This is a genomic window from Mariniblastus fucicola (genome assembly GCF_008087665.1).
Lineage (GTDB): Bacteria > Planctomycetota > Planctomycetia > Pirellulales > Pirellulaceae > Mariniblastus > Mariniblastus fucicola.
Genome location: NZ_CP042912.1, coordinates 6,291,030 through 6,307,908, shown reverse-complemented (window position 1 = coordinate 6,307,908; position 16,879 = coordinate 6,291,030). Strand labels below are relative to the sequence as shown.

Sequence of the window (16,879 nt, the reverse complement as noted above, 5' to 3'; positions counted from 1 at the left end):
ATGCTTGCCATTGCTTGGCGGCTTTGTGTGATTCTTCCCAAAGCGGACAAACGGTTTAAGTTCGTGGCTGAAAAACCCCGAATACCGATAAATATCCATGTATTGGTATCAACGGAATGACCCGAAATCTCGGGTTTAGGCCGTAGCGTCAACGGAACCCGCACTCCGTCGATCTGGTGCCAATTCCAACGGCTTCACTCCCGACAAGTGAAGCTTACCGAGGTACAACCAAGGAACCGCTGTGTCCCAGACCCACACACAGACAACGCCTGGCTCAGGCTGCGCACGTAGAAACCGCGCAATCGCATTGGCCATCCTGTTTTCTATTTGCTCCGCTCAGTTGGTAATGATCGCCGGCTGCCATCGCGGATTCTATCGCCGCCAAGCCGACGCTGAAGCTCGACGTCTGGTGACGGAGAAGCTCGGTAGTCGATGGAATTCCGCCACTGGTGATGTTCACATCGATCCGATGTCGCGGATGTTTGATCCGTTCTCGGCCGACCATCCGCCGATTCCTCCAGACGATCCCGCAGCTCACAAGCTGATGCACACGGTCGACGGGAAGCCTGGCTATCCGCATTGGCACGCCAACGGGGACATCGAAGAAGTCGAAAACCCAACTTGGCGACAATACTTGCCGGTTAACGAAAAAGGACAGGTTGTTCTGTCGCTGTCCGATGCGTATCGAATGGCTTTGATCCACAGTCCGGATTTGCAGCAGCAACGGGAGACACTTTATCTTTCCGCGCTCGAAGTTTCGATCCAGCGTTTCGGTTTTGATTCGCAATTGTTCTCCGGATTCAATTCGTTCCTGACCGGTCGTGGACGGTTTCAAACTGGAACGGGTTCGTCGTCAACGACCGTGGAAAATTCGCTGGGCGTAAACGGTGGCGGATTGTCAGCCAGGCGATTGGGCATCACTGGCGCGAACTTCGTTGTTGGTTTGGCTAACACGATTTTGTGGGAATTCTCTGGCAACAACACAACGTCAGCCAACTCGCTGATTAACTTTTCCGTGATCCAGCCGTTGCTCCGTGGAGCGGGACGTGAACGAATCATGGAAAGCCTGACTCAGGCAGAGCGAACTTTGTTGGCGAACGTTCGGCAGTTGGAACGATTCCGTCGCGGTTTCTACCTTGAGATCGCAACGGGGCGTGACGCTGGAGCAGGGCCGTCTCAAACGACCAGTTCCTTTTTGAACCAACCGGGACTCGCGGGTTCCAATGTTGGAGGATACCTGGGACTGCTGCAGCAGAAACAACAAATCAAAAACCTTGAGTTCAGCGTGGCTCAGTTCGAGTCGCTGCTGAAACAGTTCCGTGAGCTTTTCGAACGCGACCGGATTGACTCGTTGCAGGTTGCTCAATTCGAATCCAGCGTTTACGGCCAACAGGAGTCCTTGCTCAATTCCCGCATTACCTACAAGGATTCGCTGGACCGATTCAAGGTCCTGATTGGTTTGCCGCCGGACGTCGACGTTGTTATCGAAGACCCATTCCTCGACGGATTCAAGCTGATCGACGATACGTTCCCGGAACGCATCGAAGCAGTCAAAGCGCTTCGCGACGAAATCAGCGATTCCGTTGTCGAGTTCGGCTCGACCGTGCGACAGCTCTATCGCGACGCCCGCTTGCAGGAAGAGGGTGGCGAGGATGTGGACATTGAGAACCAGAACCTTGATCGACAGCTGAAGGCTTTGCTTCCCTACATGATGCAGGCGCGTCAGTTGGTCGCTTCGATTAAAGACGAGGATCGAAAGCGCGTCGCCGAAGACATCAAGCGACTGGGCGAAGTTCGCAGCGAACGTCTGAGCTATCTGGAGTCCGTGAAGGATGACATTGAGGCCGGACGACTGGAGTCGCAGGTGGAAACGCTGGTCTTTACTGAAGAGTCTGTGCCGACCAGCCAGATTCTGGAGTATCAGCTTGAAAATGAAAACAATGAACGTTCACTGATTGCAAAACTTGACGGAATCATCGCTGAAATTGATGAGCGAATTGCCCGTATCAAGAACGGTGACCAGTCAGGGTTGAGCGGGTCAGAGTTCTACGAAAAACTCGAACGTGATTTCGCCAAACGGATTCCTGATTTGCTGACCGAGGTCGACGGAATCGTGCTTGAGATGGCGCTGTTGCAGTCAACGGCTCGAACCAACTCAATCGAAATTACCAACGTTGATATCGATTCTGATCAGGCGTTCGAGACGGCTCGCTGCCTGCGTCGCGACTGGATGAACGCCAGAGGATCGCTCGTTGATCGTTGGCGACAAATTGAGTTTTTCGCTGATCAACTGGAGGCTCAAGTGGACCTCGTGTTGACTGGTGAGATTGGAAATGCCGGAGCCGATAATCCGTTCCGCATTCGCTACGAAGACGGAAACCTGAGAGCCGGATTCCGCTTTGACGCTCCGATTGTCCGCCAAAGCGAACGCAATGCGTATCGCCAGGCCCAGATTTCCTACCAGCAGGCTCGGCGTAGCTACTACCGTTTCGAAGACGCGATCAGCCAGAGCTTGCGACAGACGATTCGAAATATCAATCAGGACAAGTTGCTGTTTGAGCTCAACCGTCAAAACATTCAGGTCAACATCAAGGCCGTTCAGCTTGCCCGGGCACGTCTGGTCCAGCCTCCGGCTCCCGGACAGGATAGTACGCTCAGTGATGTTACTGCTCGAAACCTGACCGGTGCGATTCAGGGCCTGACCAGTGCTCAAAATCGATACCTTGGTTTGTGGACCGAGTACGAAGTTTTGCGTCGTAGTCTGGATTTCGATATGGGAACCATGGAGCTTGATCCAATGTTTGAGTGGGTGGATCCGGGCGAGATCGATGAAACCATCGGCTTGCGGGTCGCGGCTCGTGAAGGCGTGGCGGAAAACGAACGTTTCTGCTGCGGTTTGCAACAGGCTCAGACGTACGTCGAAGAATTTTACGAAGGCGAAGTCGTGGAGTCGGAAACCGTGATGTCTCCTCCGGGCGGCGACGATTCGAACTCGAACGTGAACTCAATGAACTCGATTGAGTACGACGCGAACCCGATCCAGCCTGTTGCTCCTCGGGAGCCAGTAGCTTCGCAGACGTTTGAAGCACCTGTTGTCGAACCCGCGATGGAGCTTTCGCCGCTGGGGAAAAGTGATGTGCGAACGAAAGCCTCAAAGCCCGTGACGGCCAGGGCGAATGCCAAACCTACATCTGGATTTCAAACTGTGCTGGAAGACGATCAGGTTTCGGTGTCCGATTTTGATGTTTCGAACTTTCCGCCGATCCAGTCCAAGCCAACGATTCAGGCTTCCACCGTGAATTCAACGCGAACTGGTTACCTTGATCCGTTTCAACGCGGCAACGCAGGACCATCGGAAAAACTACGGCTGATCGGTTCGCCAATAACGGCATCGACAGATGCTGGATCAGCAACCGGAGTATCCGGTATCGGAACGGTTGGTTTGGTCTCTCCGAATTCATCGTTGGAACGAGCCTTTCAGTTGAAAGTCGAAGAGCCAAAGGAACCGGTTCGGCAGGCCATCAAGGCAGAGGCCAGCATCCTGACACGCTAGGCGTTCGGGATGTAGCGCGAGGTGCCGCGTGGAAGTTCAGTTTGTTCGGACCCGACGTTGCGTGCCTAATAGTATGGCCGCAGCATGACATAGCAAACAGGCCCGGTCACGGCAACATACAGCCACATGGGGAATGTGATCTTTGAAAACTTCCTGTGGCGTTTGATCTGTCCGGTGAATCCAAAAATCCAGGTGAACAGGATCAACGGAAAACTAACGGCGGCCAAAACGATGTGCGAAATCAGCAGCGCGAAATAGACGTAGCGAATGGTGCCTTCTCCACCGTACGCCGTTCCTGGCGTCGTGAAGTGATACGCGACGTAGCACAGCAGGAACATGGCCGAGCACACCATTGCCGCGGTGATCGCGCCTTGGTGCCCTTTGACGTTACCCTGTTTGATCATTGCCAATGAAGAGATCAACAGCACAGCGACCATCGAGTTCAGGATCGCGTGAATCGGCGGCAGGAAGTTCAGCTCCATGCCGATGTCCAGTTTGATTTCATGCATCACGGCAACCAGTCCCAGGACCGCAACGGTCAGGACCCAGGCGATTGGATACAGCTTGCGGGCAAGCGGCAAGTTTTCAGCAGGTATATCGTTACTCATCGTCTTCTTCTTCAAATTCAGATTCATCCTGCTTTGAACCGCCATCGATGCGTTTGAATTCACCCGGCGGACGGGATTCGTTCCACAGCGAATCGACCAAGCTTAACATCTCGACTTCCTGAGCCGCGTCTTGCCAGTCGAATCGACCGCGAACGTTGCCCCATTTGTCGACGACAAACAGTTCTGTCGAATGATGACCCACTCCACCCATCGCACTGAAAAACTCAGACCCGACGCGAGGAATGACTTTCTCATTTCCAGTCAAAAATATCCACCGGTCCGGATCGGCGTTGTGGTCTCTGGCGTACTCACGCAACGTCGCAGGAATGTCTGTCACGGGATCCGTTGTGATGCTAACCAGTTTGGTCGGATGTTCACCAAGCCGGTTTTGCAGGCCTTCGATGTATTTGCTTTGTAGTTTGCAGATCGTCGGGCACGAGGTGAAAAAGAAGTTTGCAATCCAGACTTCACCGGTCAGGTCACGCGAGAAAAAAGGTTTCTCTTCGCTGGTGTAGAGATGGAACTCGCGCAAATACTGAACCGTGCTCAAGTCGATCGGTTCGCGGCCAACCATCGCGTTGCGAGTCCGCACCGTTTTGCCAAGCGGCGGTTTCGTTTCGGCAGCGACTTCCTTGACCACGTTGACCAGTCGCTTCATGTCGTACGGATCGTCCCACTTGAACCTGTCGCGATACTTTCCCCATTTGTCGACCAGCATAATGTTGTCGGTGTGGTTCGCCATGTCGACGACTTCGACGCGAAACATCTGTTCGCCAACCTGTTTGATTTTGTATTGCTGTCCGGTCAGAAAAGTCCACCTTGGCGAGACTGCGTCAAAGCCCTGAGCGTACTCGGACAGAACTTCCGGCGTGTCTCGATCGGGATCCACCGTGATGGTCACGAACGCAACGTCTTCTTTCTTGAGTTGCTCGTTCAGGCTTGCCACCTGTTTGTTCAAGTCGCGACAAATACTGGGGCAGCTGGCGAAGAAGAAGCTCACGAGATAGGGCTTTTCGCCGCTGAACTGAGCCGTGCTGAACTTTTCGCCGTCTTGATTCTTCATTTCGAAGCTGTCGATGTGGTGCAGGTGATCCCACGGGACATCCACGATCACAGCGCCTGGCGGATTGTCCGCGCTCGGTTCAGGACCGGTGTTCGAATTGCCTGAGCCAGCAATGGGAGCTTTCGTCGTCATCAAACCAATGACCACAGCGATGCCGAGAAAAGTACATGCCAGAACCGCCAACGCTCCCAGCACAAGCATGTTGGGGCCGCGCTTCGGTGACGTTTCTTTCGGTGACGTTTCTTTTGGCGATGAGTCTTTTACTATGTTCATGTCAGTGAGAGCTTTCGGCTCCAGTGAGGTCCGGTTGAATGGGTGTTCGATTCGATCGACCACCAGGGAAACAAGCAGGATTTGAATTGGGAAAAGTCAAAACAAGTACAGCAGCGGAAACAAAAACATCCAAACCACCGTGGCAAAGTGCCAGTGTATGGCTACGTTGCCGATCATTCCGCAGTTCAGTTTGTTCAATGTCACCGGCAGCATCAAAATAATCGCGATCATGCCGATCGACACGTGAACAGCATGGCAACCGGTGAGCAGAAAGTAAGTGTCAGCCCAGGCATTGCCGCCGGGAATGACAATTGGCAGTTTCAGATCATGGTCGTAGTTGATGCCGCGATTCGCGTTATTCGCTACATCGAGCAAATTCAGTTCTTGGTAGGCCTGAACGCGGTTGCGAAGCCGCGGCACATTGCCTGTAAGCGCCGTGATCGTTGCCGTTGTGTCTGTCGCCTGCTTAATGACGACAGCCAATCGCTTTTCGGCATCGTCGGCTTCACCGTTTTCCGCACTGAGTTGATTCGCTTTATTCGCGAGGTCTTTGGTCAGCTGGCTGAGGATTCCAATTTCTTTCTGCAGCTTTCGCAGCGTATCATTGGCTTCCTCCAATCGCTGCTCCAAATCTACAAGTGCTGATTCAGTTTCTGCTTTTTCGTTGCGGGCGTACTGCTCGATTCGCTGCAATTGCTCACGCGAAAAACTCTCCGGATAGATTTGACTGGCCAACGAAACCAACGCCAGGCTCCGCAAGTTCGGATCGCCCGACCGGCCGACATTGGATTCTGTCCACTGCACCATGCCGGTTTGGATCAGGAACAGATTCTCAAGCCGTTCCTGATTGGAAGCATTCTTCTCGCTGTCCTCCAGAATTCGAATTTGCGATCGAACGTCCTGTTTGAGACCTGAAAGCCAAGCCAGATCCGCCCGGTCGTAGATCAAACTTTGCGGAGACGCCGGATGGACGCCTCGTTTGAACTTCGAAGCGTATTCGACGCCAGCGATGCCTACGAATGCGGCTCCTAAAATCAGAACAAGCAACGTCCAACGTTTGGACTTGGACGTATCGTTTCGTCGGGCAGCTTTGCGAGCCAACACGATTGCCATGCTGGAGCAAATCAGTAGGAAAACGCTTAAAGCCCCGAGCCATTGGCTTAGGTGCACCTGATCAGGCGTCGGCCAGGCGGCATCGTGATCGTTGAAACGCAACCCAAGGTAGGTGCAAATCAAAACGAGGAAGAAGATAAGTTCCGACGACAGGAATATCCACATCGCTAGCCTGCCGCGCGACATCGAAACGGCTGGCTGGTACCGAAAGGTGTGCCCACGCAGATCGCGCCGGAATCGGTTTTCTTCAACGGTCGAGGTCATGTCAGGTCAGATAGACGATTAACAATCCGGCCATGTAAAGCGGCAAGTACAGCAGTGAGGAACGCATCAGCTTTTTTGCCGTGATGTCGTTCGGGTCCGCGTTGAATCCAATCGAAGCTTTCAAATAAGGTGCCCCAACGATCAACGAAATCGTCACCAACAAAATGACGTGGAAGATGGTACGAACTTCCACAACAGGAATCAGGCTGCACAAAATTAGCAGCACACAGGTCACTACTGATTTGAAGCCTGCCCGTTTTCCGCTGGGATCAACGACGGTCAACATTTGTAACCCGCCAGCTTTGTATTCGTGCCGGTACTTCCAGGCGATCGCCATAAAGTGCGGAAACTGCCAGAACACCAGGACACCAAAAAACGCCCACGCAACCAGCGGCACCGTTTCGGTTGTTGCAAGAGCTCCCATGATCACCGGGAGGGCGCCAGCGACGGCTCCAATTTCTGTGTTGAACCAGGTTTTTCGTTTCAGAGGCGTGTAAACGATCACATACACGATCCAGTTCACGGCAGCACAGACCGCGGTCTGCCAATTGACGAGATTCCAAAAAATTGCCGTGCTGGCGACAAACGTTGCCGCGCCGAAAATCAGAACTTCGATCGAAGTCAGTTTGTCCGCTGGCAACGGGCGACCAGCGGTTCGCGGCATCAGCGAGTCTGTCTTTCGCTCGACATACATGTTCATCGCGTTGCCGCTAAAGCAAATCAGCAAACAGCCAACCGTGCCCCATAACATAATCCACGGGTCGATAAACTGAGGCTGCGAGACGATGGCTGCGACGACGAATGTCAGCACCACCATGATCGAAATCCGCATCTTGGTCAGCTCAACAAACGCCGACATGCGACTCTCGGAGTCTGAATCAGCTTTGCCGGGCCGATTGGTCCCGATCGACGGATCGCTCCCGGCTTGACCAGATGATTTTTCAGTTTCGATAGGTGCAGACATCAGGGCTTTGAAGAAATTTGGTGGAGGCCTCGGTGAGGCCCGGCCATTGTCATCTGCGGTGTTGGCTTTGAAAAGTCAGTTTGTGGTTTTAACTGCGACAATAGTGTCGCATCGCGATCAGGAAACATCGTCATCGACGTGCGGTCAGCTGCAACGCAGATTTTGCATCACGTTTCGAGTCGTGGTTTGCCCCGCGTCCCGAGCATCGCTGGAGCAAACAGCCGATGAGCCCGAAATACCTGCACGGTCCACAATGCGAGGATCAGGGATCCGACCGCCACGTGAGCCGTGACCAAATTCATCTGGAACATGCTTTTTTCAGGCACAACGAATCCGGCAGCAAACTCCATGTCCGCAAACCAGACAGGCCAGCCGAACTTCACGACCCACGTTCCGACTCCGAGCGAAAATTGAACAAGGATCGCCAGCACGAGCAAACGCATCGACCATACCAACGCTCGACTTGCTGGCTCACGACGATTCGCGCGGGCGACGGCAATTGCCTGGACGAAAGTCCCGACGACCAGGCTGATTGCAATCAGTACATGCAAAACGACCAGGCCCTGAAAATGGGACGGCGAAGCTGCTTCGGAAATGTGTCGCAGAAACGCTCCGACGACCAACTGGCAATATGCCGCTACCAACATCAATGTTGGCCACGTCGAAGTGAACGAACGGGAGGACTTGCCTTTGTCGCGAAAAGTTTCTTGCGCAAACCACCATCGCGAGGTCACAACGCAGAACCCGACAACAAGAAGGAAAAACGCCGGTCCGACACAGCCATGAATCTTGGCGATCGTGCGGTCACTGAAGAATACGTCAAAGTCACCGAGTTTTCCTTTTGCTGACAGCACACGGATCCCGCCAAGCAATCCTTGAAATCCAACCAGTAAAAACAGAGCCACGGAATACCAGCGAACCCACCAACGCGAGTCACGTCGGAACGTGAACCACATTAGTGCGATTGCAATCAGCCCTGACAAGGAAGCCAATAGCCGATGTCCGTGCTCGACGAAAAGATCCCATGGTCCAAAAAACCAGGTCGAGATCGGATACGCAAACATGTTGTAGCCGAATGTTCCCGGCCAGTCGGGAACCGCCATCCCGGCATCCCACGACGTGACCAATCCGCCAAACCAGATCAGGGGAAAGACGATGATCGTCAGCAGCACGGCAACGCGATGTGGCATCGTCGAACGTTTCTGCCGCGATGTCGTCTGCGTAGTTTCGACGTCCGAATTTTGGTCGGCGTCGGTATTGGGTTGTGGTGGCGTTTTCAACATTTCCGATAGTTTATCGTGATGTTCACGAAATCGAAGCGAACATTCTGTCACAGTAGGCAGAATCTGGCTCGATCCCACAGTAGGCGAGTCTGTCCCAGTAGTAGGCGAGTCTGTCCCAGACTCGTATGTTCTAGGTGTCAGGCTGGGACAGCCTGACCTACTTGAAACCGCCTGAGCCAATCGGCTAATTAACTTTCGCCAACAAAGGCAGCCGTTCTCGATCCGAGACAACGACACCGCCAGGTTTTTCCTCGGTGATCGCGAACATCGAAACGTCCGCAACCGGAATCCGGGCATCTATCGGGACAATCGTCTTCTGTCCCGCCGCGACATCGAACACGCCGCCGTCGATCGGATGCTTGTCTCCTGTCTGGCTGTCAAAAATCCACAGCTGATACTGACTCTGAGCCGGATCGTTTGGCCGCAATCCATCGAAAACCATAAAGCCCTGCTGCGCTGAATCTCGCCACACGACTTCACCGGAAGCATCGGAGTCTTTGTCAGTTGGCGTCCAATCCACGCGAACCAAATCCGCTTCCTCACCGCTCAAAAAATCAGCCAGTTGTTCTTCGACCGTTGGAGTCCGATTTTCAATCGCACTTCCATTGTCAACAACTGCCGTCGGTGCGGCGAAAGGGTTCCAACCCGTCAGCAACAATACGACCGCGGCTGCTGCGGCCAGCCAGGCCAACGCTTCTCGTGACGTCAAACCGGCTTCGGGAGCGCGGCTCACTGTTGGTGTTTTCGGAGCAGCTACTTCAGACGTTGCAGGCATTGCTTCGAAGTGCCGTTTCGCGCCTTCGAGAACTTTCTTCCGCAACGCTTCGGGCATCGAGTTCATCGCGCTCTCTGAGTCAACGTTCACGACGTTTTCCAGACCCATCTCGATCGCCGCGGCCGTAAGTTCGTACTTCTCCGCCTCGAGTTCAATGCGATCGCGATCAGGATGTTCGTCCACGAACTGGTCAAACTGTCGCTGCTGATCCGCGTCAAGCTTGTCGGTTGCTCGCAGGACCAACAGGTCAACAAACCATTGTGGAAATTCTTCGGAAGTCATCACGCTGTCAATCATCATGCACCTCCGTCGGTCGGGAGGCTGGCGTCTCTGGCACCGGCAGCGAATAGCCGTCGTTGCAACTCGCCCAACCCACGACGAATGTGGGTCTTGACGGTTCCCAGTGCCAAACCGGTCGCTTCCGCAATTCGCGAATGCGAAAGCCCATCGTAAACACTCAAGCGAATCACGTGTTGTTGCTGTTGAGGAAGTTCCCTCAGAAAATTTTCAGCCTGTCTCGCGTCGTCGTTCAATTCGGCGCGACTGGCGGCGTCTCGCTGTGAGTCCTGCTGGCGATCAAGCGTTTCTGAATCGATTGCGACGGCACGCTCTGGCTTTCGTTTTCGATAAAGATCAATCAGTCGACGGCGAGCAATCATGGCGATAAAGGTGGCTTCCGAAGCAAGGTTTGCGTCAAAGCGATCAGCGACTTGCCAGATTTTGACAAAGATATCCTGGACGGCGTCTTCTGCCGTTTGCTCGTCCGGGCAGTTGCGCCTCGCAAGCGACCAGACCAGCCCGCCATAGCGATCGAGACATGCCGCGATCGCTTCTGGCTTGCCGGTTGCGACATCCGGGAGAACTGGGGGATCAGAGTTCAACGTTCGACGTCCCAATTGAGCCGCTTTTTTCTTCAAGGTGCTGCTTGTGGTAGAAGGCAAATTCAGATCGACAGCCATGGTTTTGTTCCGACATTTGATTTGTGAAACATCCGTCACGACTATCGATCGTTCGTTTGCTGACTACTCAGGCATGATGACCGTGTCGATGACATGGATAACTCCGTTGCCACATTCGATGTCGGTTTTGATAACCTTGGCACCGTCTATCATGACACCATTTTCGTCGGTGACTTTGATGTCCACTTCCTGACCGTTTACCGTTTTTGCTTTCTGAAGCTTAACGACGTCGGCGGCACGAACGTCACCGGAAACGACGTGGTAAGTCAGAATCGCCTGCAGTTTTTCCTTGTTTTCAGGCTTCAAAAGCATCTCCAAAGTTTCCGCAGGGATTTTTTTGAAAGCTTCGTCGGTCGGAGCAAACACAGTGAACGGTCCTTCGCCCTTGAGCGTTTCGACCAGTCCGGCAGCTTTGACGGCAGCTACCAGCGTGTTGAATTTTCCAGCTCCAACGGCTGTGTCGACGATGTCTTTCTTTTGCGACGTTTCCGTCCCGCTGTCCTGGCCGGGGATCAGAACGCTGTCAATCACATGGATCACGCCGTTGCTGCACGCGATGTCGGCTTTAAGCAATTTTGATTCGTTGAACATCACTGTGTCACCTTTGACAGTGATCTTGATCTTCTCACCCATCGCCGTTTTGGCTTCTTTGAGTTTTACAACGTCAGTTGATTTTACGTTGCCCGCGATGACGTGGTACGTGAGGATCTGTTTCAGTTGCTCACGGTTTTCTTCCTTGAGCAGGTTCTCCACGGTGCCTTCAGGCAATTTTGAAAACGCGTCATCGGTTGGGGCAAGAATCGTCAGCGGGCCTTTGCTTTTGAGTGTGTCGACCAGTCCAGCGGCTTTGGCTGCGGCGACGAGCGTTTTGAAAGATCCAGCCGCCACTGCAGTGTCAACGATGTCCGCTTGAGCCTGCTCGGCTGGTTCCTGATGCGAGACGTATACGGCAACGGTTTGCGAGTGTTGCTGTGAGTTCGGGCATTGCTGAGCCACAGAAACGCCAGCGAACAAAAGGGCAGCACAGGCTGCGTAGCAGAGTGTTTTGGTTTTCATCGGTTCTCTCTTCGTTTTCTTCGAATTGCAGGGGTAATCCGAGACAACTTGCCTCAGTGGATGTGCATTCGAGAGAGATTGAAAACCGGATTCAAAATATAGAATAAAAGTTTTGATTTGAGTGCCGGCGTTGCCCTATCGCCACGCGCCTACGCACTCGTGCTGGCACCGGAGATGCCTCGCCGTTTCAGGCATTGGGCTCCATCTTGACGTCAGCCGTCGGCCGTGACGGGCCGCCTGTTGGGCACTGTTTGACAAATTGATTTTCATGTCATCAACGCGGCCAAACATGATCGGCAAGGCGCTAGCCGCCGTTAAAAGGCGCAACGCAACGGCGGCTAGCGCCTTGCCGCTCACATTTACCAAACAGTGCCTAGTACTACAGCGCTAGGTTGATATTTGAGAATGAGTTGAAATTTGGGATTCTATATCGTTCATGCACAAGGAGGTGCTTTGATGGATGGTACTTGGATTCGTCAGATGAAACCAGCTTTGACACGTTTTCTGAATCGGTTCTCAGATTGTTTTAGTCGAAAAGATACCCGTGCTCATATGCCAACGTATGTTCAGGGTCAGCTATCAAACCTTGCTCGCAAGAGTGTTGAGCCCATTGCACTGGCTGCCGGAGTTCCCGTTCGCACGCTTCAGGAGTTTCTTGCTCAATACGCATGGAATGAAGACGCCGTGCGAGATCGTCTGCAACAGATGGTGGCAACGGAGCGCGGTAGCAAGCGTGCCATCGGCGTGTTTGACGAAACGAGCGATGTCAAGAAAGGCACCAAGACGCCTGGCGTTCAGCGTCAGTGGTGTGGCAAGGTTGGCAAGACCGATAACTGCATGGTGACGGTTCATCTTGCTTTTGCTCAGGATGACTTTCACTGCTTGCTTGATGGTGAGTTGTTCCTTCCTGAGAGCTGGTCTGAAGATCGCGAGCGTTGTCGCGTTGCCGGGATCCCCGACGAAATGGTGTATCAGCCAAAGTGGAAGATCGCACTGGAGCTTTACGATCGCGCGCTGTCCAACGGTCTGGAGTTTGAGTGGATCACCTTTGACGAAGGCTACGGCTCCAAAGGCCCGTTTTTACGAGCTCTTGATGCCAAAGCACAGTTATTCATCGGCGAGGTTCCGGTTTCAATGACCGGCTGGATCAAGAAACCCGGGCTCCAACATCCTCCCAAAGATCCGTGTCGTGGTCGGCCGCAAAAAGGTGCGCGAGTTGCCAAAGACAATCCCAAAGCTCAGCCGTTTCGCAAACTGCTGGAAGAATCCACGCGGTTCACGAATCAGTCATGGGAGCGTTATCGCGTCAAAGATGGAGATAAAGGTCCCATGGTCTGGGAAGTCAAGCATGCGATGATCTATCGTCCTGACGGCAAGTGTGTTTCGAGCAAGCGTTGGCACTTGTTGGTGGCTCGTAACCCACTCAAGCCGGATGAAATCAAGTACTTTCTCAGCAACGCGCCGGCTGCAACAAGCGTTCAAAAGTTGTTGCTCGTTGCCTTCAGCCGCTGGCATGTCGAACGTTGCTTCCAGGATCAAAAGCAGGACATTGGACTCGACGCCTGGGAGGGCCGGAAGTATCTCGGGCTCAAACGACACATGATTCTGTCGTGCGTAAGCTACCTGTTCTTGACGAAGATGCGAGAAAAGCTCGGGGGAAAAAAAATCAGGGTTCACCGTCTATCAGGTTCACGACGCCGTATCGGCACTGGTCCAGACTTGGTGGCTTAAGGGGCGGGCATCGTCGGCGCTACTGGACCGGGTTGCCGCTACGATTCAGTACCACCAACAACGAAACGCAAAAGCAACACGATCACACACCAAGAGAACACGCCAAAAACTCCGGAGAATTGGCATCAAAGTAAGCAAAATCAAACGATGCTATTGGGATTCAACCTAGCGCTGTAGTACTAGTAATGCGGAGGACGCTCGGACTCCGGGTCGCGGACTTCGGGATCGGAGCTGGAATCAAGTTTCGATTCGAGTTGCTGAACTTTGGCCGAAAGTTTCTCGATCAGCTTTTGCTGCTGAAGAACGACTTCGTTAAGCGATTCATAGTCAGCCTGCAAATGCGTGAGCGCAATTTCAGAATCCACGATGCGTTCGCGATCGGTGCGAGACTCACTGCCCATGATTTTCTCCCGTCGTTGGATCGACACTAAAACCCAGATCTTCGATCACCGTAGCGATTTGCTCAACCGAGGCACCGCCGTTAACGCTTGCGATGCCTTGTCCCAGGTCGACTCGGACGGAGTCTACATTCGGCATGTTTTCAACCGCGGTCTCGATGCGGCTTACGCAACTGCCGCAGTGCATGCCGGAAACAGACAATTCGATGGTTGAGTCGTTCCTGATTTGTTTTGGTATCAGATAACGCTTCGCAACGATCTGGCCGATCAACAACAGGACGACGATAGCGCTGACGATCGACAGCCAGTTCTGGTGGTCATGAACGTGTGCATCGCCCGTAGCGACTGTCGCGTCCAAAACCCAATCGAACAAAAATGCGGCCAGAAAACTGCCGACGATCAGCGTGCTCAGGTAAATTCCCATCACGCGCCAGCCAAACCGTTGTCGAATGGCCCCCATGGTCGTCACGTTGGTTGCCGGACCGGCCATCAGAAATACCAGCGCGACCGCTGGGGGCAATCCGGACTGCACCAGAGCCGCCGCAATCGGCACCGATGCGGTCGCGCAAACGTACAGCGGAATTGAAATTAGCAACATCAGCAGCATTGCCGGAAGCAGCCCGGCATCGCCGACCCGTTTGATCAAATGTTCAAAACCAAACGTTCCAATCAATGCGGAGATGGCGACTCCGATCAGCAACCACAGCCAGATCGATTGCAGCACTTCGATCGCATGCGACCAAAGTTCTCTCCACCAAACCGTCTTCGAATTTCCAACACGTGAATCCACGATCGACAATTCGGATGCTTCGACTTCATCCAGATCACCTCCAGTCGCATCCGCCAACCAGCCGCCAACGACGCCAGTCACGGCAGCGGTCGCCATTTTAAAGATCGCAAACGGCCAACCGAAAAAAGAAGCACTCACCAGAATGGAATCGATTCCCGTTTGTGGCGTGCTGATCAGAAACCCGACCGAAGCACCGTCGCTCGCTCCGTCATTCTTCAATCCAATCCCTGCCGGAATGACGCCGCAAGAACACAGCGGCAAGGGAACGCCCAGCAACACGGATTGGACGACTCCACTGAATCCTCGAAAGCGACGTCGCACCAGGTTTTTGGGAACGGCAACGTGTAGGACTCCTGAGATGAACATGCCGAACAGAAGCCAGGGAGAAAGTTCACATAGCGTCGCCCAGCAACGAATCGTGAACTCAAAGGCAAGGTTTGGAAAGTCTGGCATGGTCCGAAGTCAGAACAAAGGGTGTCAAAACGAAAGTTTGTGGCGGCACGTATCGCCAGTGCGACTCATTAAGAGCAATAGACCACCGATCGGTTCGAATGTCGAACTTGGAATGTCAGCAGCCCATTGAACTGCGGCGGTCAGCGAACAGTGCCTCTTTTTATAGACGCTGATAGACGCTGGCAACTTTCGCGGCTTTCCGTATGGGCATCGCGATTCTCGTTAATTCTGCCCGACGCAAATTCGATGGTGTCCCGTCCGCTCGTCAAATTTGTCGCCGTTGGACTGCAGCATTCAACGTGCCGTCGGCTCGTTTTTATCCGCCAAAACGCGGGATTGGCGGAAGCCTACAAAGTTCGCGGTGGCGAGGTCAGGGTGGACGGCGAACCTTGGTCAACGATACGATGTCGGTTCATCAAACCAACGCGAAATGGCCCAGCGGCTCAACTCGAAAAACCACATGCAAGCCGAGAAACACTGTGACGAAGTCGACACGTCACTGAAAATTGAAACCGAAACTTCCAATCGGATCGCAGACTCGATCGTTGACTCGCTCGTCTTTACCAGCGACACCACCGTCGCCTCTCCAGTCCCGGACTATGACAATGTTGTCGATCTGATCCTGCGGCTCAAGGCGATCGTCTATCCGGTTTTTTGCGCGGTCGAACATTCTCGCGAAGTCGTCCGCGAACGGTTGCGAATCGAAGTCTCGGATGTCGGCGAAGCACTGTACCAGCTGGTTCGTCGCTGCATTCTACGAGACGCCCAATCGTGCATCGCGATGAAGCAACACGGTTGCGAGGAAGCCGACGCGATCGAAAGATCAAAACAGCTCATTGAGAACCTTGACGAACACAGTCGCCATTTCACGCAGAAGTTTCTGGAAACGTTGCCGGCGATTCGCGAGTCGCTAATGAAAGACGTTCAAGCGGCCTACGACGGAGATCCGGCGTGTCGAAATTTCGATGAAGTCATCCTGTGCTATCCGGGACTCAACGCCGTTACGATCCACCGCATGGCTCACGAATTGTACTTGCTCGATGTTCCCTTCCTGCCGCGAATGATGGCGGAGTGGTCGCACAGCGAAACGGGGATCGACATCCATCCGGGCGCGACGATCGGCGACTACTTTTTTATCGACCACGGAACCGGCGTCGTGATTGGTGAGACTTGCGAGATCGGCAAGAACGTGAAAATCTATCAGGGTGTGACCCTGGGGGCACTCAGTTTCGACAAAGACGAACGCGGAGAGCTCGTTCGCGGCACCAAACGCCATCCGACTCTCGAAGACAACGTCATCATCTACGCGAACGCGACGGTGCTTGGCGGAAGAACAGTCGTCGGCGATGGTTCAATCATCGGGTCCAGCGTGTGGATCACCCGCAGCGTCTCCCCTGGCACGACGGTTACGATGAAGACGCCCAGCTTGCGGATGAAGAATCAGCAACCGGATGACTCCGAAGGTTTGATCGACTATCAAATTTGATGCTAGCGGAATTCGTTGGACATTGATGGGCATCAGCAGGTTTCGATGTTCGTGTATTCGGTTTCACGTCTCCGATGCGGCGGTACTGTGTTCAAATCGACGTTGCCGCT

13 protein-coding genes and 1 pseudogene are annotated in these 16,879 nt (G+C 53.6%); 3 read left to right on the top strand and 11 right to left on the bottom strand.

Annotation, left to right across the window (positions count from 1 at the left end):
* Window positions 1-241: 241 nt before the first annotated feature.
* Window positions 242-3,553 carry a TolC family protein gene (locus MFFC18_RS23655; RefSeq protein WP_148619090.1) on the top strand — a complete coding sequence of 1,104 codons (3,312 nt, stop codon included), beginning with the start codon at window positions 242-244 and terminating at the stop codon, window positions 3,551-3,553.
* A 65-nt stretch (window positions 3,554-3,618) separates the two neighbouring features.
* Here the strand turns inward: MFFC18_RS23655 and MFFC18_RS23650 are convergent, their stop codons facing one another.
* The 9 genes and pseudogenes from MFFC18_RS23650 to MFFC18_RS25740 all read right to left on the bottom strand — a co-directional run.
* The gene (locus MFFC18_RS23650; protein WP_075084171.1) at window positions 3,619-4,161 is read right to left on the bottom strand and encodes a DUF420 domain-containing protein; all 543 of its coding nucleotides are present in this window, start codon (window positions 4,159-4,161) and stop codon (window positions 3,619-3,621) included.
* On the bottom strand, window positions 4,154-5,497 hold the full coding sequence (locus tag MFFC18_RS23645; protein WP_148619089.1) for an SCO family protein: 1,344 nt from the start codon (window positions 5,495-5,497) through the stop codon (window positions 4,154-4,156). The genes MFFC18_RS23650 and MFFC18_RS23645 overlap by 8 nt, the downstream gene beginning before the upstream one ends.
* A 96-nt stretch (window positions 5,498-5,593) precedes the next feature.
* Complete coding sequence (locus MFFC18_RS23640; protein ID WP_075084169.1) at window positions 5,594-6,874, bottom strand: hypothetical protein; 1,281 nt, start codon at window positions 6,872-6,874, stop codon at window positions 5,594-5,596.
* Window position 6,875: 1 nt separating this feature from the next.
* Entirely contained in the window at window positions 6,876-7,838 is a 963-nt protein-coding gene (gene cyoE / locus MFFC18_RS23635; protein ID WP_075084168.1) for a heme o synthase, read from the bottom strand.
* Window positions 7,839-8,005: 167 nt separating this feature from the next.
* Window positions 8,006-9,121: a COX15/CtaA family protein gene (locus MFFC18_RS23630; RefSeq protein ID WP_075084167.1), complete on the bottom strand. Its 1,116-nt coding sequence runs from the start codon at window positions 9,119-9,121 to the stop codon at window positions 8,006-8,008.
* A 184-nt stretch (window positions 9,122-9,305) separates the two neighbouring features.
* The gene (locus MFFC18_RS23625) at window positions 9,306-10,193 is read right to left on the bottom strand and encodes an anti-sigma factor (RefSeq protein ID WP_157665112.1); all 888 of its coding nucleotides are present in this window, start codon (window positions 10,191-10,193) and stop codon (window positions 9,306-9,308) included.
* The gene (locus MFFC18_RS23620; protein ID WP_084417057.1) at window positions 10,193-10,855 is read right to left on the bottom strand and encodes an RNA polymerase sigma factor; all 663 of its coding nucleotides are present in this window, start codon (window positions 10,853-10,855) and stop codon (window positions 10,193-10,195) included. The genes MFFC18_RS23625 and MFFC18_RS23620 overlap by 1 nt, the downstream gene beginning before the upstream one ends.
* Window positions 10,856-10,918: 63 nt before the next feature.
* Complete coding sequence (locus MFFC18_RS25745; protein WP_315849993.1) at window positions 10,919-11,386, bottom strand: fasciclin domain-containing protein; 468 nt, start codon at window positions 11,384-11,386, stop codon at window positions 10,919-10,921.
* Window positions 11,375-11,911, bottom strand: a pseudogene (locus MFFC18_RS25740) (fasciclin domain-containing protein); the annotation flags it as partial. The pseudogene MFFC18_RS25740 and the gene MFFC18_RS25745, both read right to left, overlap by 12 nt.
* Window positions 11,912-12,367: 456 nt before the next feature.
* Between MFFC18_RS25740 and MFFC18_RS23610 the strand changes: the two are divergent.
* Window positions 12,368-13,642, top strand: coding sequence for an IS701 family transposase (locus MFFC18_RS23610; RefSeq protein ID WP_148618854.1), 1,275 nt, complete (start codon window positions 12,368-12,370; stop codon window positions 13,640-13,642).
* Between the two features lie 179 nt (window positions 13,643-13,821).
* On the opposite strand, the gene MFFC18_RS23605 is transcribed toward MFFC18_RS23610, so the two are convergent.
* Both MFFC18_RS23605 and MFFC18_RS23600 read right to left on the bottom strand, forming a co-directional pair.
* A complete protein-coding gene (locus MFFC18_RS23605; RefSeq protein WP_075082697.1) occupies window positions 13,822-14,043 on the bottom strand; it encodes a SlyX family protein in 222 nt (73 codons plus the stop codon).
* Complete coding sequence (locus MFFC18_RS23600; protein WP_075082698.1) at window positions 14,033-15,283, bottom strand: permease; 1,251 nt, start codon at window positions 15,281-15,283, stop codon at window positions 14,033-14,035. The genes MFFC18_RS23605 and MFFC18_RS23600 overlap by 11 nt, the downstream gene beginning before the upstream one ends.
* Before the next feature lie 460 nt (window positions 15,284-15,743).
* On the opposite strand from MFFC18_RS23600, the gene epsC reads away from it, so the two are divergent.
* Window positions 15,744-16,769 carry a serine O-acetyltransferase EpsC gene (epsC, locus tag MFFC18_RS23595; protein ID WP_075082806.1) on the top strand — a complete coding sequence of 342 codons (1,026 nt, stop codon included), beginning with the start codon at window positions 15,744-15,746 and terminating at the stop codon, window positions 16,767-16,769.
* The last annotated feature ends 110 nt before the right edge of the window (window positions 16,770-16,879 follow it).